This window comes from Novosphingobium sp. AAP1 (assembly GCF_001295765.1).
GTDB classification, from domain to species: Bacteria; Pseudomonadota; Alphaproteobacteria; order Sphingomonadales; family Sphingomonadaceae; genus Novosphingobium; species Novosphingobium capsulatum.
Window position 1 is genome coordinate 483341 of sequence record NZ_LJHO01000003.1, and the last position, 20143, is coordinate 503483.

Annotated in this window: 17 protein-coding genes; 5 read left to right on the forward strand and 12 right to left on the reverse strand. The window is 65.0% G+C overall.

Translation table 11 applies throughout. The annotated features are described in order from the left end of the window. Nucleotides 1-12 precede the first annotated feature (12 nt). The 5 genes from trxA to IP65_RS09270 all read left to right on the forward strand — a co-directional run bounded on the left by trxA (nucleotide 13) and on the right by IP65_RS09270 (nucleotide 5323). Nucleotides 13-336, forward strand: coding sequence for a thioredoxin (gene trxA, locus IP65_RS09250; RefSeq protein WP_022677741.1), 324 nt, complete (start codon nucleotides 13-15; stop codon nucleotides 334-336). Further along, nucleotides 337-1224: a hypothetical protein gene (locus IP65_RS09255; RefSeq protein WP_022677740.1), complete on the forward strand. Its 888-nt coding sequence runs from the start codon at nucleotides 337-339 to the stop codon at nucleotides 1222-1224. It begins immediately after the preceding gene. Next, a complete protein-coding gene (trxB, locus tag IP65_RS09260; protein WP_022677739.1) occupies nucleotides 1221-2234 on the forward strand; it encodes a thioredoxin-disulfide reductase in 1014 nt (337 codons plus the stop codon). The genes IP65_RS09255 and trxB overlap by 4 nt, the downstream gene beginning before the upstream one ends. An 11-nt stretch (nucleotides 2235-2245) precedes the next feature. Beyond that, nucleotides 2246-4279 carry a M3 family metallopeptidase gene (locus tag IP65_RS09265; protein ID WP_022677738.1) on the forward strand — a complete coding sequence of 678 codons (2034 nt, stop codon included), beginning with the start codon at nucleotides 2246-2248 and terminating at the stop codon, nucleotides 4277-4279. A gap of 129 nt (nucleotides 4280-4408) precedes the next feature. Then, the gene (locus IP65_RS09270; protein ID WP_082209250.1) at nucleotides 4409-5323 is read left to right on the forward strand and encodes a sterol desaturase family protein; all 915 of its coding nucleotides are present in this window, start codon (nucleotides 4409-4411) and stop codon (nucleotides 5321-5323) included. 341 nt (nucleotides 5324-5664) lie between these two features. Here IP65_RS09270 and IP65_RS09275 read toward each other — a convergent pair whose 3' ends face one another. From IP65_RS09275 to IP65_RS09330, 12 genes are all read right to left on the reverse strand, one after another. Continuing rightward, nucleotides 5665-6672: an NADPH:quinone oxidoreductase family protein gene (locus IP65_RS09275; RefSeq protein WP_022677736.1), complete on the reverse strand. Its 1008-nt coding sequence runs from the start codon at nucleotides 6670-6672 to the stop codon at nucleotides 5665-5667. After that, nucleotides 6672-7844, reverse strand: a complete 1173-nt coding sequence (locus IP65_RS09280) for an acetyl-CoA C-acyltransferase (protein ID WP_028658240.1) — start codon at nucleotides 7842-7844, stop codon at nucleotides 6672-6674. Before IP65_RS09280 ends, IP65_RS09275 begins: the two co-directional genes overlap by 1 nt. Nucleotides 7845-7861: 17 nt before the next feature. Continuing rightward, nucleotides 7862-8314, reverse strand: a complete 453-nt coding sequence (locus IP65_RS09285) for a MaoC family dehydratase (protein ID WP_054131494.1) — start codon at nucleotides 8312-8314, stop codon at nucleotides 7862-7864. Beyond that, a complete protein-coding gene (locus tag IP65_RS09290) occupies nucleotides 8311-10032 on the reverse strand; it encodes an acyl-CoA dehydrogenase (RefSeq protein WP_022677733.1) in 1722 nt (573 codons plus the stop codon). Before IP65_RS09290 ends, IP65_RS09285 begins: the two co-directional genes overlap by 4 nt. Then, nucleotides 10032-11150, reverse strand: coding sequence for an acyl-CoA dehydrogenase family protein (locus IP65_RS09295; RefSeq protein WP_054131495.1), 1119 nt, complete (start codon nucleotides 11148-11150; stop codon nucleotides 10032-10034). The genes IP65_RS09290 and IP65_RS09295 overlap by 1 nt, the downstream gene beginning before the upstream one ends. A 3-nt stretch (nucleotides 11151-11153) precedes the next feature. After that, nucleotides 11154-12353, reverse strand: coding sequence for an acyl-CoA dehydrogenase family protein (locus tag IP65_RS09300; protein ID WP_022677731.1), 1200 nt, complete (start codon nucleotides 12351-12353; stop codon nucleotides 11154-11156). An 85-nt stretch (nucleotides 12354-12438) separates the two neighbouring features. Further along, nucleotides 12439-14091: a long-chain-fatty-acid--CoA ligase gene (locus IP65_RS09305; RefSeq protein ID WP_022677730.1), complete on the reverse strand. Its 1653-nt coding sequence runs from the start codon at nucleotides 14089-14091 to the stop codon at nucleotides 12439-12441. A 37-nt stretch (nucleotides 14092-14128) separates the two neighbouring features. Further along, nucleotides 14129-16162 carry a 3-hydroxyacyl-CoA dehydrogenase NAD-binding domain-containing protein gene (locus IP65_RS09310; protein ID WP_022677729.1) on the reverse strand — a complete coding sequence of 678 codons (2034 nt, stop codon included), beginning with the start codon at nucleotides 16160-16162 and terminating at the stop codon, nucleotides 14129-14131. Between the two features lie 13 nt (nucleotides 16163-16175). Further along, complete coding sequence (locus IP65_RS09315; RefSeq protein WP_054131496.1) at nucleotides 16176-16973, reverse strand: SDR family NAD(P)-dependent oxidoreductase; 798 nt, start codon at nucleotides 16971-16973, stop codon at nucleotides 16176-16178. After that, nucleotides 16970-17746: an SDR family NAD(P)-dependent oxidoreductase gene (locus IP65_RS09320; protein WP_022677727.1), complete on the reverse strand. Its 777-nt coding sequence runs from the start codon at nucleotides 17744-17746 to the stop codon at nucleotides 16970-16972. Before IP65_RS09320 ends, IP65_RS09315 begins: the two co-directional genes overlap by 4 nt. Nucleotides 17747-17760: 14 nt before the next feature. Further along, on the reverse strand, nucleotides 17761-18777 hold the full coding sequence (locus tag IP65_RS09325; RefSeq protein ID WP_054131497.1) for a phosphotransferase family protein: 1017 nt from the start codon (nucleotides 18775-18777) through the stop codon (nucleotides 17761-17763). Beyond that, entirely contained in the window at nucleotides 18774-20021 is a 1248-nt protein-coding gene (locus IP65_RS09330) for an acyl-CoA dehydrogenase family protein (RefSeq protein ID WP_022677725.1), read from the reverse strand. Before IP65_RS09330 ends, IP65_RS09325 begins: the two co-directional genes overlap by 4 nt. Between the last annotated feature and the right edge of the window lie 122 nt (nucleotides 20022-20143).

Sequence of the window (20143 nt, forward strand, 5' to 3'; positions counted from 1 at the left end):
AAGGATCACTTCATGCGCAATGCCAACGAGCAGGATTTCGACGAGATCGTCATGAACAGCGACAAGCCCGTGCTGGTCGATTTCTGGGCGCCCTGGTGCGCGCCGTGCAAGGCGCTCGCTCCGACGCTCGACGAGATAGCCGAGGAATATGCCGAAGAGATGGAGATCGTGAAGGTCGATATCGAGGCCAATCCCGGCCTGGCCGAACGTTTCGAAGTGCGCGGTATTCCGCTGCTGATGATCGTGAAGGACGGGGCGGAAACCGCGCGGACGTTTGGCACCCTGTCGCGCAGCCGCCTCGACGCCTTTGTCGATGCGCATGTGGGGGCAGAGTAAGTGGCGGTGATTGCGTTTCACGGCGACCCCCAGGTCAAGGCGCAGGCGCTCGATCGCCTGCAGCGGCATGTCGCAGCGGGTAGCTTCGTCTATTTCCCGGCCTGGGAAAACGGAAACGCGAACGTTATCGGTGCGGTCGTCGAGGCCGATGATACCCCCGCCTATGCCGAGCGGCTGGGATACCCGCTTGCCTTGGCTGAGACCCTGCCGATGCTGGTCAACGGCTTTCGTCCGCAGCCTGAGGCGGTGCGTTTCGCGCTAGCCTGGCTAGAGCGGACACCGGTGGGCGCGGATCTTACGACGATCGTTTCGCAGCTCGTGCTTGACCTGCTCGCCAACGCGGACCTGGTGAAGCTGACTGAACGATATCCCGATGTCGAGCAGAGCCGGCAGGCGATCATGGCGCTGCACCGCTGCGCGATCGACGGCGACGAACCCGATCGCAAGACGTGGAAAGCCGCGCGCCTCGCCGCCGTGGCTGCGACGGATGCTGTCGATGAAGCGGCGCTGGAACGCCGGGCCGCACAGGTCGTGGAAGCTGCGGCTTGGCCGGGCACCATGCGGACCGTGCTGCGCGACACGCTGAACGGGCTGGGCACCGCCGAACTCCATCTGTCCCTGTCCGAGGCTGGCTGGACCGAGGAAAACGAGAGTCGCGTCTTCCATATTCGCCAGCAGGCAGAGACCGACGGATACAAGGCCGAACTCTCCGGGCTCGACCGCGTGCTGGCGATCCTGGATGCCGATCATCCGGCGCTGGCAGAGCAATTTCGCGTGCGGCTGGATCTCATGGAGGAATCGAGCGCGCGATATCGGGCCCTGGCCTGGAAGGCGATCGAACTGATGGAACAGGCACCGATCGCCGCAACACGGCTTGCGGCGCAATGACGCTGGAACGCGAAATCGCGGGGGTCGCCGAGGTAGACAGCCGGCACAGCAAGGTCTTGATCATCGGCTCTGGCCCGGCAGGATATACTGCGGCCATCTACGCCGCGCGGGCGGCACTGGCGCCCACGCTGGTCGAAGGGCCGCAGCCCGGTGGGCAATTGACCATCACCACCGATGTCGAGAACTGGCCGGGCGACGCCAGCGTGCTCGGTCCCGATCTGATGGCGCGGATGGGTGAGCAGGTGCGCCACGCGGGGGTCGACGTGGTCGGCGACGTCATCGTCAAGGTCGATCTGGGGCGGGCGCCGTTCCTGGCAATCGGTGATGGCGGCGTACACTATACCGCTGACACGATCGTCATCGCCACTGGTGCGTCAGCGCGCTGGCTGGGGCTGGGCAGCGAGACCGAATTTCGCGGGCGCGGCGTATCGGCCTGCGCGACGTGCGACGGATTCTTTTACCGGGGGCGGATTTGCGCGGTCGTCGGCGGCGGCAATACGGCGGTCGAGGAAGCACTGTACCTGACCAATTTCGCCGAGAAGGTCTATCTGATCCACCGCCGCGACACCTTGCGGGCCGATCGGACCAACCAGGCGCGCCTTCATGCCAATCCCAGGATCGAGATGGTGTGGAACGCTGAAGTGGCCGAGGTGCTGGGCAACAGCGCTGGTGTAACCGGCGTGGCCCTGCGCGACACGCGTGATGGCGCGGTATCGCAGCTGGCGGTGCATGGGCTGTTTGTCGCGATCGGCCACGATCCGGCCACTGCCCTCTTCCAGGGGCAACTGCACATGGACGAGGAGGGCTACATCCTCGTCACCCCCGGTTCCACCGCAACCAGCGTGCCCGGTGTGTTTGCGGCGGGTGATGTGCAGGACAAGCAGTTCCGCCAGGCCGTTACGTCTGCCGGCATGGGCTGCATGGCTGCACTGGAAGCCGAGCGCTACCTGGCCGGGCACAACAGCCATGCGATCGCAGCCGACGGCGCCGACCCCGGCCTGACGGTCTGAAAGGGACATCGATGACACCGAACCCGCTGCTCGACACGCTGGCACTGCCGCGTTTTGAGGATATCCGACCTGAGCACATCGTACCCGCGCTTGACCGGGCGATTGCCGAACACCGCGCAGTGGTTGCCAGGATCGTCGAGACCCGGCCGACCCGATTTGCCGAAGCATGGATGCCATTGGAACGCGCCGACACGGCGATTGCGGGCATCTGGTCTGCCGTGTCGCATCTTCACGGCGTTGCCGACACGCCCGATCTACGCGCGGCCTATGCTGCTGGCGAAGTGCTGCTGGTGGAAAACCACCTCCAGGTCATGCAGAACGAGGCGCTCTATGCTGTGCTGGTCGCGCTGACCCGGACCGGCGAGTTTGCCGGGCTTGCCGCTGCGGATCGCGCCGCCGTGCTGCACAGGGTTCGCGACTTCACACTCGCCGGCGTGGCCCTTCCGCCTCAGGATCGCGCCCGCTTTGCCGCGCTTTCGGTGGAACTGTCGCAGCTCTCGACCGCGTTCGGCAATGCCGTGCTCGATGCCACCGACGCCTGGTTTGAACATATCACGGACGAAGCGCTGCTCGCCGGGCTTGCAGATACGGACAAGGCGATGTTCGCCGAGGCGGCGCGGGCCAAGGGCCTTTCGGGGTGGGTCGTCACGCTGCAGATGCCGAGTGTCAGCGCCGTCCTGACTTTCGCGGCAAACCGCGACCTGCGCGAGCGGGTCTATGCCGCCGCCGGCACGCGCGCCTCTGATCAGGGGCCCCATGCCGGGCAGTTCGACAATTCGCAGCGGATCGCCGATATCCTTGTGCGGCGCCACGAGGCTGCCCGGCTGCTCGGCTTTTCCGACCCGGTCGAATGGTCGCTTGCCACCAAGATGGCGCCGGGCGCGGGCGAGGTCATTGCTTTCCTTCGTGATCTTGCTGACCGCGCGAAACCTGCCGCAACGGCAGAGATCGCTGCGCTGGCCGGCTATGCGGCGGCATATCTGGGCATCGCCGACCTGCAACCGTGGGACATCGCTTATGTCGGCGAGCGAATGCGCGAGGCGCAGTATGCGATCGACGAGCAGCAGGTGCGCGCCCATTTCCCGGTGGAGCGCGTCGTCGCGGGCTGGCAGCGGCTGCTCTACCGCTTGTTCGGCATTCGCCTGACTGCGCGGCCCGACATTGCCGTCTATCATCCCGATGCATGCTATTACGATGTAGCCGACGAACAAGGGACGGTCTTCGCGGGCGTCTATGTCGATCTGCATGCCCGCCCGGGCAAGCGCGGTGGCGCCTGGATGGCGCAGGCGCGGCCCCGGCTGAACGACGGCAATGTCCGGCGCGTGCCGGTTGCCTACCTCGTCTGCAACTTCGCGCCGAAGACGCACGATGCGCCTTCGCTGCTCAGCCACAAGGAGGTTGTCACCTTCCTGCACGAGACCGGGCATTGCCTGCATCACCTGTTCACGCGCGTTGACCGCCCCAACATTGCCGGCACCAACGGGTTCGAGTGGGATGCAATCGAACTGCCCAGCCAGTTGATGGAGGATTTTGCGTGGGACCGCGCCACGCTGCGCGACATGTCGGGCCACCATGAAACCGGTGCGTCGTTGCCCGATGCGGTGTTCGACACGCTTGTTGCCGCGCGTCATTTCCTGTCGGGCATGTTCATCGTGCGCCAGGTCGAATTGGCGCTGTTCGACCTGTTCCTGCATCTCGGAACGCTGGGAAGCGACCCGATCGAGGTGATCGCGGCGGTGCGCGACGAGGTGGCCGTGGTGCATCCACCGGCCTGGCACCGCTTCCCGCATGCCTTCACCCATATATTCGCGGGCGCCTATGCATCTGGCTATTACAGCTATCTCTGGGCAGAAGTGCTGGCTGCCGACGGGTTCCAACGCTTTGTCGAGGCCGGCACGATCGATCGCGCCACGGCGGAAAAGCTGCGCGACGACATCCTCGCGCGGGGTGCCAGCCGTTCAGCAGCGGAAAGCTTTCGCGCGTTCCGGGGGCGCAATGCACAGCCGCATGCGATGCTGGCGCGGCACGGACTGGTCCGTCTGTGATTGCCGATGCGGGCGGCGTCCTTGTGGGCGTCGCCACGCATTGGCCTTCGCCACGCGCGCTCCAACTTCCCTCCACATTTCCTCCATTGAAGCTCGGTACGGCGGGCCGGCTCAACGCGAGGAAATCCCATGGCGACAAGAGAAGGCCCGATAAAGTCGACACGCACGCCGATCTGGATCGGATTGGGCGGCGCCGGCGCAGCCTTGCTGGCCACCGTCATCAATCCCCTGCTCGGCTCGGAAGCCAACGAGCAGGTGCAGATCTTCTTTAGTGAAACCGCGAAGTACATCGCCTTTGCGACTACCTTCTTCGTGGTGTTCTGGGTGCTGCTCGACAAGCCCCTGAAGAAACGCAAGCTGTCGCGCAAGCCTTGGCCCAAGCCCAGCCAGGTGTTTCGCGAGGCGCTGTTCAGTACCTGCACGCAGGTGATTTTCATTGCTGTCGATATCTGGACGGCGTTTCTCGTCCCGGCATCGGAAAAAAACAGCTATAGCGACATCGCCACCCACGGGTGGGCCTATTACGCGATGATCCTGTTCTTTGTGTTTGTGATCCACGATGCGTATTTCTATTGGATGCATCGCATCATGCATCACCCGAAGCTGTATGATCGGGTGCACAAGGTTCACCACGAGAGCACCGACCCGACGCCTTACTCGGCGTTCCACTTCCACCCGCTGGAGGCGCTGGGTGAAGCAGGCGCGGCGGTGGCCATGCTCCCCTTGTTTCTCCTCTTGCCGTGGCACGTTTCGATCCCGGTGGTCTGGGGGCTGGGCCAGCTGGCGTTGAACGTGATCGGCCACCTTGGTTATGAGGTCTATCCGTCCTGGTGGCTCAAGGTTCCGGTGCTGAAGTGGAAGAACACCGCGATGCATCACTACATGCATCACCAGATGGTCCGCGGAAACTATGGATTGTATTTCCGCTGGTGGGACAAAATCTGCGGGACCGAGTTCAAGAACCTAGAAACCAAGTATGACGCCCTGTTCAAGGACGCCAAGGTGGCCGAAGTTCCAGCCGGCCAGCCGGCGGGCCAGGCCTGATCGATACTGCTCGCTGCTGCTTGCCCGACGGAAGGCAGCAGCAGCAGCGAGAAGTCTCACTGGCGGGGCAACCCCGGCGCGGCGCCCAGCCCGCGTGGACAAATCCAGCGCTTCGGGAACGACCGAAAGTGGCGGCTGGCTGCCGCATGCGCGATGACGGCAGCCGAGGTGCAAGTTATCAAGCTGGACCCCGGACCAAGTCCGGGGTGACGAAGAATTTGAGAGAATATATGTACTTATCGTCACCCCGGACTTGATCCGGGGTCCAGCTGTTCTGCGTTGTGTAAAACGCCAGCATGGCCGCAACTGGCGTTTCCGGGCATCGCATTCGTCTACAGACCCTAGTCGTCCTGCGACAGTCTCACGACGACCTTGCCGATGGCCGAACGGTTGGCCAGCCGCGCGATCGCGGCGCCGCCTTCGGCGAGGGGGAAGACGCGGTCGATCCGTGGCTTGATCTGTCCGTTCTGCCACCAGTGCAGCAGTTCGCGCACATGGGCGCGATGGCGTTCCGGTTCGCGGGAAACGAAGCCGCCCCAGAAAACGCCGCGCACGTCGCAGGCTTTCAACAGCGTCAGGTTGAGCGGCAAATGCGGTATCCCCGCCGGGAAGCCGGTGACGAGGTAGCGACCTTCCCAGGCAATGCTGCGGAGCGCCGGCTCGGCATAGTCGCCACCCACGGGATCGTAGATCACATGCGCGCCGTGTGGGCCCACGGCCGCCTTGAACGTTTCGGCCAGTGCCTTGGACGCGGCCTTGTCCAAGGGGCCTGATGGATAGATCACCGTGCTGTCGGCCCCGGCCTGGCGCGCGGCGGCGGCCTTTTCCGCGCTGGAAACGGCGGCGACGACCGTGGCGCCAAGCGCCTTGCCGATCTCGATCGCAGACAGGCCGATGCCGCCCGCCGCGCCCAGGACCAGCAGCGTTTCGCCAGCCTTGAGTTGCCCGCGATCCTTCAGCGCGTGGATCGTGGTGCCATAGGTGAACACGAGCGCGGCGCCTTCGACCGGATCGGCGCCGTCGGGCAGGCGGATGGCCGAGGCGGCGGGAACGATGACCTGTTCGGCCAGCCCGCCGCCAAGCGTGATCGCGATCAACCGATCACCGATCGCCCAATCCTCCACGCCCTCGCCCAGCGCATCGACGACACCGCAAACCTCCGAGCCCGGTGCGAAGGGGCGGGTTGGCTTGAACTGGTACTTGTCCTCGATGATGAGCACATCGGGATAGTTGATGGCGCAGGCGATGACGCGGATCCGCAGTTCCGATCGGCCGGGCTGCGGCGTTGGCAGCTCGGCCAGTTCCAGCGTTTCAGGGCCGCCGGGCGCGCGCGAGATGAGCGCCTTCATCACATCACCTCGAACAGGCCGGCCGCGCCCATGCCGCCGCCCACGCACATCGTCACGACAACGTGCCGCGCACCGCGCCGCTTGCCCTCGATCAACGCGTGACCGACCATGCGTGCGCCCGACATGCCATAGGGATGGCCGATCGAGATGGCGCCGCCATTGACGTTGAGCCGGTCATCGGGAATGCCCAGCGTGTCGCGGCAATACAGCACCTGCACGGCAAAGGCTTCGTTAAGCTCCCACAGCCCGATGTCGTCCATGCCAAGGCCGAACCGTTCGAGCAGCTTGGGCACTGCAAAGACCGGGCCGATGCCCATTTCATCGGGCTCGGTGCCGGCCATTGCCATGCCGACATAGCGGCCGAGCGGCGTGAGCCCGCGATCGGCAGCCAGCTTGGCTTCCATGACCACGCAGGCCGAAGCGCCATCGGACAGTTGCGATGCATTGCCCGCGGTGATGACACCGCCTTCGACCACCGGCTTGAGCGCGGCGAGCCCGTCTGCCGTGGTCTCCGGGCGATTGCCCTCGTCCTTGGTCAGCGTGACGTCGCGGTGCGAAATTTCGCCGGTGGCCTTGTCGGCAACAGCCATCGTCGCGGTTACGGGTACGATTTCCTGGTCAAAGGCCCCGGCGGCCTGGGCCCTGGCCGTCTGTTGCTGCGAGCGCAACGCATAGGCATCCTGCGCGGCGCGCGAGATGCCATAGCGCTTGGCGACAATCTCGGCGGTCTGAAGCATCGGCATGTAGATGTCTGGTACCATCGCGAGCAGCGCGCGATCGGGTTCCACCCGCATTTGCGGCGTCTGCACCAGAGAAATGGATTCAACGCCGCCGGCAACGACCACGTCCATGCGATCGACGATGACCTGCTTGGCAGCCGTGGCGATCGCCATGAGCCCGGAGGAGCATTGCCGGTCGATGGTGAGGCCCGAGACCGTTACCGGCAGGCCAGCGCGCAAGGCCGCGGTGCGCCCGATCGTGTGCTGCACGCCCTGCGGCAAGGCAGAGCCGATGATGCAATCGTCAATTTCGGCCGGGTCCACTCCGGCCCGCTCGACGGCGCTGCGGATCGCATGCGCGGCGAGCGTGGGGGAGGGGGTGGCGTTGAAGGCGCCGCGATAGGCGCGGCCGATCGGCGTACGGGCGGTGGAAACGATGACGGCTTCGCGCACGAAAATCTCCTGATTTTTCAAATCGTGAATTGGGTGAGCCACACGGCGGCAAGAGCAGGCTTGGCGTGCCCCTCGATCTCGATCGAGACATCGAGTGTCTGCTGAAAGCGGCCGGGCGCCTTCTCGGTGATGTCGACAAGTGTCGACGCCAGGCGAATCCGGCTGCCAGAGCGAACCGGCGAGATGAACCGCACGCGGTCCAGCCCATAGTTCACGCCCATCTTGACAGGCGGCATCGCGGGGCGGGTGATCGAGCCATCGAGCCAGGCGAGCAATGACAGGGTGAGGAAGCCGTGCGCGATCGTGCCGCCGAACGGTGTTTGCGCCGCGCGCGCCGGATCGACGTGGATGAACTGGTGGTCGTGCGTCGCTTCGGCGAAGAGATCGATCATCTTCTGATCGACGATGACCCAGTCCGAATGGCGGGTGATGCCGATCTCTGCCTGGATGGCAGCGGTAAAATCGGTCATGCGAATGCCTCTTCCGGCAGGTTGCGCACCAGATCGCTGTGCGTGTCGACCACGCGGAGCCACGCCAGCCCCTGTGGCAGTTCGGTTTCGGCCATGAAACGGCACGCAGCGAGGATGCCGGGGCGCAGCGGACTATCGACGGCGGCCTTCCCGGCCTGGTCCAACCACAACCACATCACGACACCGTGGCCGAAGGCGCGCAGAAACAGCGTCGCATCGTCAAAGGTGTCAGCGCCGCTGCGCTTCTGTAGCCCGGCAATGGTCTGTGCCAGTCGGTCCCAGAAGGCAGTCAGTGCAGTGGCGCAACCGGCCAGGGCGCTATCCGCGCATGCCGCCGTGGCGGTGATCCTGTCGCGCAGCATGGCAAGGCCGCGCCCGTCGGAAAACAGGATCTTGCGTCCCAGCAGGTCGATCGCCTGGATGCCAGTGGTGCCTTCGTGGATCGGGTTGAGGCGGTTGTCGCGGTAGAGCTGCTCGACATCGAAATCGCGCGTGTAGCCGTATCCGCCCAGAACCTGGATGGCGAGGTCGTTGGCGGTGAGACCGAACTCGGATGACCACGTCTTGGCCACCGGGGTGAGCAGCGCGAGCAGCGCCTCTGCATCCTCGCTCGCCTGATCGACAAGGTGCGCGCAATAGAGGCAGAGCGCGATCGCACCCTCGGCATAGACCTTTTGCCGCAGGATCATGCCGCGAACGTCGGGATGGTCGATAATCGGCAGCGGATCGCCGCCCTTGGTGCCGACAGCGCGGCCTTGCACCCGTTCGCGCGCATAGCGCAGCGATTGGCGATACCCGCGATAGGCCAGGGCGGCCGCGCCCATGCCAACCCCGATCCGGGCCTCGTTCATCATCATGAACATCTGGGCCAGCCCCTGGCCCGGCGCGCCGACGCGCCATCCGATCGCGCCCTCGCGCTCGCCGAAATTGAGCAGGCAGTTGGACGTGCCGCGAAAGCCCATCTTGTGGTTGAGCCCGGCAACGACGACATCGTTGGGCGATCCATCCGCAAGCCATTTGGGCACGATGAACAGCGAGATGCCCTTCGATCCGGCCGGAAGCGCGCCATTTTCGTCGGTGATCTTGGCGAGGACGAGGTGGACGATATTCTCGCTCACATCCTGGTCGCCGCCCGAAATCCACATCTTGTTGCCGGTGATCCGATACCGGACGCCGTGCTCGTCCTCGCCATCGGGGATGGCGCGGGTGCGGATATCGCCCAGGCTCGACCCGGCTTGCGGCTCTGACAAGCACATCGTGCCAAACCAGCGCCCTGCGATCTGCGGGCGCGCGAACCGCGTGATTTGCGCGGGCGTGCCAAACGCGGTGATGAGACGGGCATTGGCCGTCGTCAGCATCGGATAGGCAGAGGTCGACACATTGGCTGCGGCAAAGACCGCATACAGCGCCAGCGACGTCGTCGTGGGAAGACCGAGCCCGCCCAGCTCTTCGGGGAAGCTGATGCCGAACAGGCCGAGTTCGGCATAGCGGGCCAGGGCCTGCTTGATCGCGGGCAGAATATGCACGCCATCGGTATCGAGCGTTGGTTCCTGGAGGTCGGCCTGGCGATAGTGTGGCATGAATTCGTCTGCCGCGAGCTTGTGCGCCATTTCCAGCATGGCGAGGAACGTGCCATGGTCATCCCCGCCCAGTGCATCCAGCCAGTCGCCCAGCTGGAAGGCAAGCAGTGCGGCCGAGGGCAATGCGTCGCTGCTCATCAGGCGTGCCCCAACGCGATGAAGCGGCCAAGATGATGGTCTTCGTCGCCGAGCTGGTGGCCAATCATCGTCAGCCGCTTGGCGTAGTGCGAGAGCGGCAGCTCCCACGTCATGCCGATGCCACCATGCATCTGGATGGCTTCCTCGGCCACCAGCGTGCCGACGCGGCCGATCGTGTACTTGGCGGCCGAGACGGCACGCTCGCGGGTGCGCCGATCCTGGCCCAGCGCATCGGCGGCGCTGATCGCGGCGGAGCGCGCCAGCTCGATCTCCAGCGCCACGGTGGCCATGCGATGTTGCAGCGCCTGGAACTTGCCGATCGGCACGCCGAACTGTTTTCGCGTGCGCAGGTAATCGAGCGTAGCGGTCTTGAGCACGTCCATCACCGCGACGGCCTCCCAGGCAAGCGCGACGATGCCGGCGGCGATCGCCTGCTCGATGAGGGGGTAGCCGTCCTCGGCCACCAGCGTGGCAGGCGTGTTATCGAGGACCAGCTCGCCGCCGCGCCCACCATCGACCATGGGATAGCCGCGCACCTGGGCCGCCGCCTTGTCGAGAAGGAACAGGCCGATGCCGGCTTCATCGCCCGGTGCGCCGGCGATCCGCGCCGAGACGAGAATGCGATCGGCCGCCTCGATCTGCGGGACAACCGCCTTGCAACCATGGAGCGCCCAGCCCTCGCTGTTGGGCAAAGCATGGGTTTCTACGTCGTGGAGATCGTACCGGCTCTGCGGCTCTTCATGCGCAAAGGCGAGCAGGGTAGTCCCGGCGATCACCTCGGCCAGCACCTCGGCCAGCAGCGCGTCCTGCCCGCCCGCGGCCTTGGCCAGTGCCTGGCCGGCGATCAGCGTGCCAAGGAACGGCTCGACCACGAGTGCCTTGCCCAATCCTTCGAACACGGCCGCAATGTCAAAGCCGGTGCCGCCAAAGCCGCCCGCTTCCTCGCCGAACAGGGCGCCCACGACACCCAGTTCCGCCAGTTCCGCCCAATGCGTGCGTGACCAGCCTTCCGGCGACGAGCTGATCTTGTTGCGGATGTCGAACGGGTAACGCTGCTGGAGGTAGCGGCCGAGCATGTCGGCCAGCATCTGCCGATCTTCGCTGTGGTGGAAATACATGGCTCAGAGCTCCAACAGGGCTTTGGTGATGATCTCGCGCTGCACTTCGTTGGAGCCGCCGAAGATCGAGAGCTTGCGGTTGTTGAAATAGTCCACCGCTACTGGCGCGGCATAGTCCGGCCCGATCGGCGCGCCGTTGAAGCCCTCGTCCAGCGCCTCGCTGACAAAGGGCTGGGCGTATGGCCCCAGCGCGCGCCGGGTGAGGCTGGTGATCTCCTGGCGGATCTCGGTGCCGCAGATCTTGAGCATCGCGCTCATTTCCAGCGGCGCCGACCCGCCGCTTCCCGAAGCGGCCAGCACGCGCAGATTAGTGAGCTTGAGGTTCTCGAGGTTGATTTCCAGCCGGGCGAGACGCGCGGCGAACAACGGGTCTTCCGCGAGCGGCCGGCCCCCCTTGCGCTGGCTCTGCGCGATTTCCTTGAGGTGGTTGAACGCCGCCATCGAGCCGCCAACCCCAGCCAGGCCCGCGCGCTCGTAAGTCAGCAGGTATTTGGCATAGGTCCAGCCCTTGTTTTCCTCGCCAACCAGGTTTTCCGCCGGCACGCGCACATCGGTGAAGAACACCTCGTTCACCTCGTGCTCGCCGTCGAGCAGGATGATCGGGCGAACTTCGACGCCAGGCGTTTTCATGTCGATCAGCAGGAACGAGATGCCCTCCTGCTTCTTGCCCTCGGTCGAGGTGCGCACCAGGCAGAAAATCATGTCGGCATACTGGCCAAGCGTGGTCCAGGTCTTCTGGCCGTTGACGACGTAATGGTCGCCATCGCGCACCGCGCTGGTTTTCAGGCTGGCAAGGTCAGAGCCGGCGCCAGGTTCGGAATAGCCTTGGCACCACCAGTCGGTACCGTCGAGGATACGCGGCAGCCAATGATCCTTTTGCGCCTGCGAACCATATTTGATCAGCACCGGACCCAGCATCGAAACGCCGAACGGGACGATGCGCGGTGCGTGGGCCAGCGCGCTTTCGATGTCGAAGATCGCCGCTTGCGCCACCGACCAGCCGGGGCCGCCATATTCCTTGGGCCAGTGGTTGGCATACCAGCCGCGCTCGTTGAGGATGGCGTGCCATTCGACCATGTCCTGCTTGGTGAGCCGCTTGCTGGTGCGCACCTTTTCGGCGATGCGGGTGGGCAGCCGATCCTTCAGGAAAGCCCTGACTTCCTCACGGAAAGCCATTTCCTCGGGCGAGAAGTGGAGATCCATCAGATCAACCTTTCAAACAGGCCGCCATGCGGCTGGCGGGGGGCAGGGGCAGGGCGGAGGCCGCCGCGACAAGCGGAGCAGGGCATCAGGCCACGCCCGCCTGGGCGTTATCGGCATGGGTGGCGCGGATGAGCTTCTTGTCGATCTTGCCGACGCTGGTGCGGGGCAGGCCCTCGACCACGGCAAAGCGCTCCAGCTTGGCATAGCGGGTGATGGTGCCTTGGCTGATCGCTGCCTCGATCGGCGCGTTGAGCGCTTCGAGCGTCAGCGCGGCGCCAGGCCGCACGACCACAACCGCCAAGGGCCGCTCGCCCCATTTGGCGTCTGGCATGGCCACCACCGCCACTTCCACCACACCTTCGGCAGTGGCGACGAGTTCCTCCAGCTGGATGGAATCGATCCATTCGCCGCCGGTCTTGATCACGTCCTTCAGCCGGTCGCGGATCCGGATATAGCCATCGGGATCGATCGTCGCGATGTCCTGCGTGTGCATCCAGCCGCCGCGCCACAACGTTTCCGAGGCCTTGGCGTCGCCGGTGTAGCAGGGGGTAAGCCAGGGCGCGCGCAGCACCAGTTCGCCGCGCGTCTGGCCGTCATGCGGCAGATCATTCATGTCATCATCGACGATCCGCGCAGAAATCAGCGGGGCCGGGACCGTCGCGGTCAATGCCTGGATTTCCGCCGCGTCATCGCCTTCGGTGCCGGGGCGGATACGCGCGACCGAGACCAGCGGCCCGGTTTCCGACATGCCGTACCCCGCGATCAGACGCATGCCCTTGCGGCGCCCTTCGGCGCAGAGTTGCGGCGACAATGCTGATCCGCCCACGGTGATCGTCCAGCCGCTGACATCGGTGCCGGTCTTTTCGGCCGCATCGAGCAGCATCCGCAGGATGGTCGGCACGCAGTGCGAATAGGTCACCTTGTGCTGCGCGTGCAGCCGGCACAGCATCTCGGGCTCGTACCGACCCGGATAGACTTGCGTCATGCCCAGCATCGTCGCGACATAGGGCACGCCCCAGGCATGGACGTGGAACATCGGCGTCAGCGGCATGTAGACGTCTTTGTAGGCAAAGCCGGTGCCGTCGGCCGCGCCGAACGGCGCGTTGCACGCCAGCGTGTGGAGGACCAACTGGCGGTGGGTAAAGCACACGCCCTTGGGATTGCCGGTGGTGCCGGTGGTGTAAAAGGTGGTGGCAACGGCGTTTTCGTCGAAGTCCTCGAACGGATAATCCGGCGAGGCTGCGGCCGACAGCGCTTCGTACTCGCCCTTGGCAAAGGCCGGCAGCGCGCCTTGCGTGCCATCCATGATGGCGACCACTGCCTTTACGCCGGGCAGCGATGGCAGCACGGCTTCAACCAGCGGAAAGAAATCATGGTGGACGAGCAGGATCTCCGCCTTGGCGTGGTTCAGCGTGTAGGCAACCTGCGGCGCGGGCAGACGCACGTTCACCGTCTGCAGCACAGCGCCCATCATCGGAACGGCGAAATAGGCCTCGAGATAGCGGTGGCTGTCCCAGTCCATCACCGCGATCGTCATCCCCTGCTCGGCACCCAGGTCCGCCAGCAGCGAGGCGAGCCGGCCGACCCGCCCGGCAAACTCGCGATAGGTCCAGCTGCCCTGGTCGCGATAGACGATCCGCCGGTCGCTCGCCGTGGTCAGGGCACTATCGAGCAGGTGGCGGATGGTCAGCGGGAAGCGATAGGCCTCGGTCGCCGGTTCAGCGAAGCGTAGCGGCATGATGCTCTCCTCTTGTCTTGTCTTTTTTGTGCGTCGCTTATCGGTCGAGCGGCTTGCCTTGCGCGGCGCAGTCCAGCAGCAGCGGCGAGAGCGTGAATTCGGCGCCCAGCGCTTGTTGGTAGCGTGTCAGGGCCTGCGCGATCTTGTCCAATCCGACCGTGTCTGCCCAGAACATCGGCCCGCCCTTGTGACGCGGCCAACCATAGCCATAGTTCCACACGACATCGATATCCGAAGCGCGTTGGGCGATGCCTTCTTCCAGGATCTTGGCGCCTTCGTTGACCATCGAGTACAGCGTGCGCACCATGATTTCCTCGTCGGAAATATCGCGCGGGACGATGCCAGCCCTGGCGCGGAAATCATCGATGATCGTCGCGACGACAGGCGATGGCGTCGGCCGCCGCTTTTCGTCGTAATCGTAGAAGCCGGCCTGCTTCTTCTGGCCCCAGCGGCCCTCGGCGCACAGCGCGTCCTGAAGGCTTTCGATGCGGCTGGGATCGCGATGCCAGCCGATATCGACGCCGGCGAGGTCAGCCATCTGGAACGGACCCATCGGCATGCCGAAGTCGGTATGCACGCGATCGACCTGTTCCGGCGTGGCGCCTTCCAGCAGCAGCGCGTTGGCGTTGGCCTGGCGCGGGATCAGCATGCGATTGCCGATGAAGCCATAGCAGACCCCGGCCACAACTGGCACCTTGCCGATTTTGCGCGCGATATCCATGCCGGTGGCCAGCGCATCGGGCGCGGTTTTGGCGCCGCGTACCACCTCGACCAGCTTCATCACGTTGGCGGGCGAGAAGAAATGGAGGCCGAGCACGTCCTGCGGGCGCGTGGTTGCCGCCGCGATTTCGTCGATCGAGAGATAGGAGGTATTGGACGCAAGCATCGCGCCCGGCTTGGCGATGCCGTCGAGCCTGGCAAAAATCTCCTTCTTCACGTCCATGTTTTCATAGACCGCCTCGATGATGAGGTCGCAGTCGGCAAGCGCTGAAAAGTCGAGCGTTGGGGTGATCAGGCCCATCGCCTTTTCGACCTGCTCGGCGGTGAGCCTGCCCTTGGCGGCAGTCGCCTCATAGTTCTTGCGCATGACGCCGATGCCACGGTCCAGCGCATCCTGCGCCATCTCGACCATGGTTACCGGGATATTCGCCGAGAGGAAATTCATCGAGATGCCGCCGCCCATCGTGCCGGCGCCGATCACGCCGACCTTGGTGATCGGGCGGAGCTGGATATCCTTGGGCAGGCCATCGATCTTGGCCGCGGCGCGCTCGGCGAAGAAGACGTGGCGCAGCGCCTTGGACTGCTCGCCGGCGACGAGTTGCTGGAACAGCGCGCGTTCCTTTTCCTGCCCCTGGTCGAGCGGCAGTTCGGTTGCCGCCTTCACCGCCGCGATGCAGGCCTGGGGCGCGTCGAGGCCCTTGATCTTGCGGGCATTTTGGGCCGCAAACTGTTCAAACACCGCCGGATCGACCGAAACCGAACGATCGCCGGTGCGGCGGGGCGCAGTGAGCGTGCGGGCATAGGCGATCGCCTCGGCGGCAAGGCTTTCGTCACTTTCGGCCAGTTTGTCGACGAGCCCGGCCTGCGCCGCCTTGCTCGCCGCGATCGGCGTACCCGAGACGATCATGCCAAGCGCGGTTTCCACGCCGACGAGGCGCGGCAGCCGTTGCGTGCCACCGGCACCGGGCAGGATGCCAAGCGAGACTTCGGGCAGGCCCAGCCTGGCCTTGGGGCTGGCGATCCGGTAATGCGCGCCCAGCGCCACCTCCAGCCCGCCGCCCAGCGCCATGCCATGAATGGCGGCGACCACCGGCTTGGCGCTCGCCTCGATCGCATCGACCACCTGCGGCAGCCAAGGATCGACCGGCGGCTTGCCAAACTCGGTAATGTCGGCGCCACCCGAGAACATCTTGCCGGCGCCGCGAATGACGATCGCCTTGATCGCCGGATCGCCCTGCGCATCGGCCAGCGCCTTGGCCAGCCCCTGGCGGACCTGCGCCCCCAGTGCATTGACCGGCGGGTTGGCCATGACAATCTCGAGGACGTCGTCGTGAAGCTTGGTCTCGATCATGGGATATCTCTCGTCAGAAGGACGTCTCGCCCAGGCCGCGCGGCCGGGCGAAGGGATGGGAGGAGGAGAGGCCGGCATCGACGACCAGGGCATGGCCGTTGACGTAGCTGGCTTCGTCGGACGCGAGGAATGCGACCGCGGTGGCGATCTCGATGGGCTGGCCGCCGCGCTTGAGCGGGTTGAGTTGCCCCAGTTGGTCGCTTTTGCCCTTGGCGCGGGCGCGTTCGTAGAATGACTGGGTCATGCCCGTCTCGATCAGGCCAGGGCACACCGCATTGACGCGAATGCCCGATCCGCTGAGCTGCTGTGCCGCAGTCTGAACAAGATTGATCACCCCCGCCTTGGATGCGGAGTATGCCGGGCCACCCGCGCCGGCCCGCAGCCCTGCGACCGAGGCGGTACAGACGATCGCACCGGCGGTTCCGGCATCGAGCATGGCCTTGGCGCCATGCTTGATGGCAAGGAACGGACCGATCAGGTTGACCTGCAGCAGGGCCTGCCAATCTTCCACCGACTGGTCGAAGATGCCGGCCATGCCGCCGCTGATCCCAGCATTGGCAAAGATCACATCGATCCCGCCATGGGTCTGGATTGCGGCGGCGATCATCGCGATGACATCGCCTTCATTGCCCGCGTCCCCGCGCATCGCGGTAATCGCGGAATGGGCGGCAGCCGTCGCTTCCACGCCATCGGAAAGGTCGACCGCCAAAACCCTTGCGCCTTGTTCGGCAAACAGGATGGCCGCGGCACGGCCAATTCCCGATGCCGCGCCGGTGACGAGGACACTCTTCCCGGCGAACCGCGCGTTCACAGGCCGCCCCGGATAGTCGTGCCACCGTCAACGACAATGCCCTGGCCGGTGACATAGGCGCCGGCTTTCGAAGCGAGGAAGACCGCCGCGCCCGCGATCTCGTCGGGCTCGCCAATGCGGCCGAGCGGGGTGACGCGCTTGAGCGCAGCCTCTGCCTCCGGGTCTTCCCACAGCGCCTTGGCAAAATCGGTGCGGATCACCCCGGGTGCGATGGCGTTGACGCGCACGTTGTGCCTGCCAAATTCGATCGCAAGGTTGCGGACCAGCTGGAAATCGGCGGCCTTGGACACGTTGTAGGCGCCGATCACGTCGGACCCGATCAGCCCGCCGATCGAGGAGACGATCACGATTGCGCCGTTCTCGCGCTCGATCATTTCGGGCACGACCATGTTGACCAGCCAGTGATTGGCCAACACGTTGTTGTCGAAGATCTTGCGGAACTGCTCGTCGGTGATCCCCGCCATGGGCCCGTAATAGGGGTTGGAGGCCGCGTTGCAGACGAGGATGTCGATCTTGCCGAACCGCTGGCGCGTTTCCGAGACCAGCGCCTGCAGCATCGCCTTGTCAGAGATGCTGGCAGCGATGGCGATGGCGCGTTCCTCGCCATGCGTGGCGTTGATGGCGTTGGCAACTTCCTCGCAAGCCTGCTGCTTGCGGCTGGAGATCACCACCTTGGCACCGGCATCGGCATAAGCCTCGGCGATGGCGCGGCCAATGCCGCGCGACGATCCGGTGATGATCGCGACTTTGCCGGTCAGATCGAACAAGTCCATGTTTATCGCTCTCCTTATGCGGTGGCGCCGGCCTGGCGTGCTTGTGCCCAGGCGGCCTGGGCCAGCGGCCGCAATTTGGCGACGGCTTCTGCGGCCCTGCTGCTCGAGGCATTGCCATCGATCAGACGCTTCTTGATGCCCTGGACGATGCCGACCAGGCGGAACAGGTTGTAGGCAAAATACCAATGCAGATCGGGCAAGGCGTCTCGCCCGCTGGCCGCGCAATAGCGGTCGACCATGGCGCCAAGCGGGGGCAGCCCTTCGGCAGCGAGATCGAGGCCGGCGAGCCCCGACCGCCCGTCACGCGGCATCGCCCAGTTCATCGCGAAATACGTGAAGTCGGCCAGCGGATCGCCGATCGTGGTCAGCTCCCAATCGAGCACCGCTGCCACCCTGGGGGCAGTGGGGGCATAGATCAGGTTGTCGATCCGGTAGTCGCCGTGGATGATCGCGGTGCGGGTCTGCGCGGGCACTGTACGCGGCAGCCAATCGATCAGCTTGTCCACCTCGGCAATGTCGTCCGTCTGCGCGGCGCGATACTGCTTGGTCCAGCGCTGGATCTGCCGCTCGAAATAGTTGCCCGGCGGTCCGAAATCACCGAGCCCGACGGCCTGGTGATCGATCGCGTGAAGCGCCGCCAGCGTATCGACCATCGCCTCGTAATAGGCATGGCGATCGGGCTTGGGGATATCGGGCAGCGTACCATCCCACAGCGTGCGGCCCTCCACCAGTTCCATCAGGTAGAAGACGGCACCGATCACGCTCTCGTCCTCGCACAGCGCAATCGGACGGGGCACCGGGAATCCGGTTGGGGAAAGCGCCGAGATCAGACGAAATTCACGGTCGACCGCATGGGCCGAAGGCAGCAACTGGCCAAACGGCTTGCGCCGCAGCACGAAATTTCCGGCCGAGGTTTCGATGCGGTAGGTGGGGTTGGACTGCCCGCCAGCAAACTTCTCCACCGCGCGCAGCTCGGCAGCGGTGGCCTGTTTGAGCCATCCCGCCAGCTTGTCCTGGTCGAGATCGCTCATCGCGCGGCGTCACGGTATTTGCCGAGTTCGGCGCGGGCGATGGCGCGGGCGTGCACTTCGTCAGGGCCGTCGGCAAGGCGCAGCGTGCGGATGTTGGCCCAGTCTGCCGCCAGCTGAAAATCGCCCGAGACACCAGCGCCGCCATGGGCCTGCACGGCATCGTCGATGATTTTCAGGGCCATCATCGGCGCCTGCACCTTGATCATCGCGATCTCGTTGCGGGCGGCCTTGTTGCCGGCGCGGTCCATCATGTCGGCCGCCTTGAGGCAGAGCAGCCGCGTCATCTCGATGTCGATGCGGGCACGGGCGACGCGTTCCTCCCACACACTGTGTTCGGAGAGGCGCTTGCCGAACGCGGTGCGCGATACCAGCCGCCTGGCCATGGCCTCCAGCGCCTCCTCGGCAGCGCCGATCGTGCGCATGCAGTGATGAATGCGGCCCGGCCCGAGCCTTCCCTGGGCAATCTCAAAGCCGCGGCCCTCGCCAAGCAGCAGGTTTTCCGCCGGCACGCGCACATCGGTCAGCGTAACCTCGGCATGGCCGTGGGGGGCGTGGTCATAGCCATAAACCGACAGCAGCCTCTCGACCTTCACGCCGGGCGTATCGACATCGACCAGGATCATCGCCTGCTGGCTGTGCGCGGGGGCATCGGGATCGGTCTTGCCCATCACGATCGCCAGCTTGGCGCGGGGGTCGCCCATGCCAGACGACCACCATTTGCGCCCGTTGATCACATAATGATCGCCGTCACGCCGGATCGAGGTGCGGATGTTGGTCGCGTCGGACGAGGCGACCTCGGGCTCGGTCATCAGGAACGCCGAGCGGATGGTGCCCTCCATCAGCGGCTTGAGCCAGCGATCCTTCTGCGCCCGCGTGCCATAGCGGTGCAGCACTTCCATGTTGCCGGTGTCGGGCGCCGAGCAGTTGAACACTTCCGAAGCCCAGCCAATGCGCCCCATCTCTTCGGCGCAGAGCGCATATTCAAGATTGCTGAGCTGCGTTCCCTCGAACACGAAGCTGTCGTCGACATGGCTATGGCCCGACGCCGGCGGCATGAACAGGTTCCACAGCCCGGCAGCCTTGGCCTTTGGCTTGAGCGCCTCAATCGTTTGTGATGGCGTCCAGCGATCGCCGGTGTTCACCTCTGCCCCATAGGCTTCGACCTGCGGCCTGACGTGCGCGGCGATAAAATCACGCACCGCGCCTTGGAAGTGCCGCTCACGTTCGGTGAAGGTGAAATTCATGGATCCTCTCCAGAGGCTGGCCGACTCAAGGGCCATACCCTAAGTTCTAATTATGCCGGACCATGACGCATCTCTGCAGACCTGTCCAGCAGGACTTGACAAGCAAAACGAGATATATTGCG

Bases quoted from the DNA above. Each gene is read 5' to 3' on its own strand.
- IP65_RS09270 (WP_082209250.1), top strand. From the start codon at position 4,409: ATGGCGACAAGAGAAGGCCCGATAAAGTCGACACGCACGCCGATCTGG.
- IP65_RS09285 (WP_054131494.1), bottom strand. From the start codon at position 8,314: ATGACCGATTTTACCGCTGCCATCCAGGCAGAGATCGGCATCACCCGC.
- IP65_RS09275 (WP_022677736.1), bottom strand. From the start codon at position 6,672: ATGAAGGCGCTCATCTCGCGCGCGCCCGGCGGCCCTGAAACGCTGGAA.
- IP65_RS09305 (WP_022677730.1), bottom strand. From the start codon at position 14,091: ATGCCGCTACGCTTCGCTGAACCGGCGACCGAGGCCTATCGCTTCCCG.
- IP65_RS09295 (WP_054131495.1), bottom strand. From the start codon at position 11,150: ATGTATTTCCACCACAGCGAAGATCGGCAGATGCTGGCCGACATGCTC.
- trxB (WP_022677739.1), top strand. From the start codon at position 1,221: ATGACGCTGGAACGCGAAATCGCGGGGGTCGCCGAGGTAGACAGCCGG.
- IP65_RS09265 (WP_022677738.1), top strand. From the start codon at position 2,246: ATGACACCGAACCCGCTGCTCGACACGCTGGCACTGCCGCGTTTTGAG.
- trxA (WP_022677741.1), top strand. From the start codon at position 13: ATGCGCAATGCCAACGAGCAGGATTTCGACGAGATCGTCATGAACAGC.
- IP65_RS09300 (WP_022677731.1), bottom strand. From the start codon at position 12,353: ATGGATCTCCACTTCTCGCCCGAGGAAATGGCTTTCCGTGAGGAAGTC.
- IP65_RS09320 (WP_022677727.1), bottom strand. From the start codon at position 17,746: ATGGACTTGTTCGATCTGACCGGCAAAGTCGCGATCATCACCGGATCG.
- IP65_RS09330 (WP_022677725.1), bottom strand. From the start codon at position 20,021: ATGAATTTCACCTTCACCGAACGTGAGCGGCACTTCCAAGGCGCGGTG.
- IP65_RS09310 (WP_022677729.1), bottom strand. From the start codon at position 16,162: ATGATCGAGACCAAGCTTCACGACGACGTCCTCGAGATTGTCATGGCC.
- IP65_RS09290 (WP_022677733.1), bottom strand. From the start codon at position 10,032: ATGAGCAGCGACGCATTGCCCTCGGCCGCACTGCTTGCCTTCCAGCTG.
- IP65_RS09325 (WP_054131497.1), bottom strand. From the start codon at position 18,777: ATGAGCGATCTCGACCAGGACAAGCTGGCGGGATGGCTCAAACAGGCC.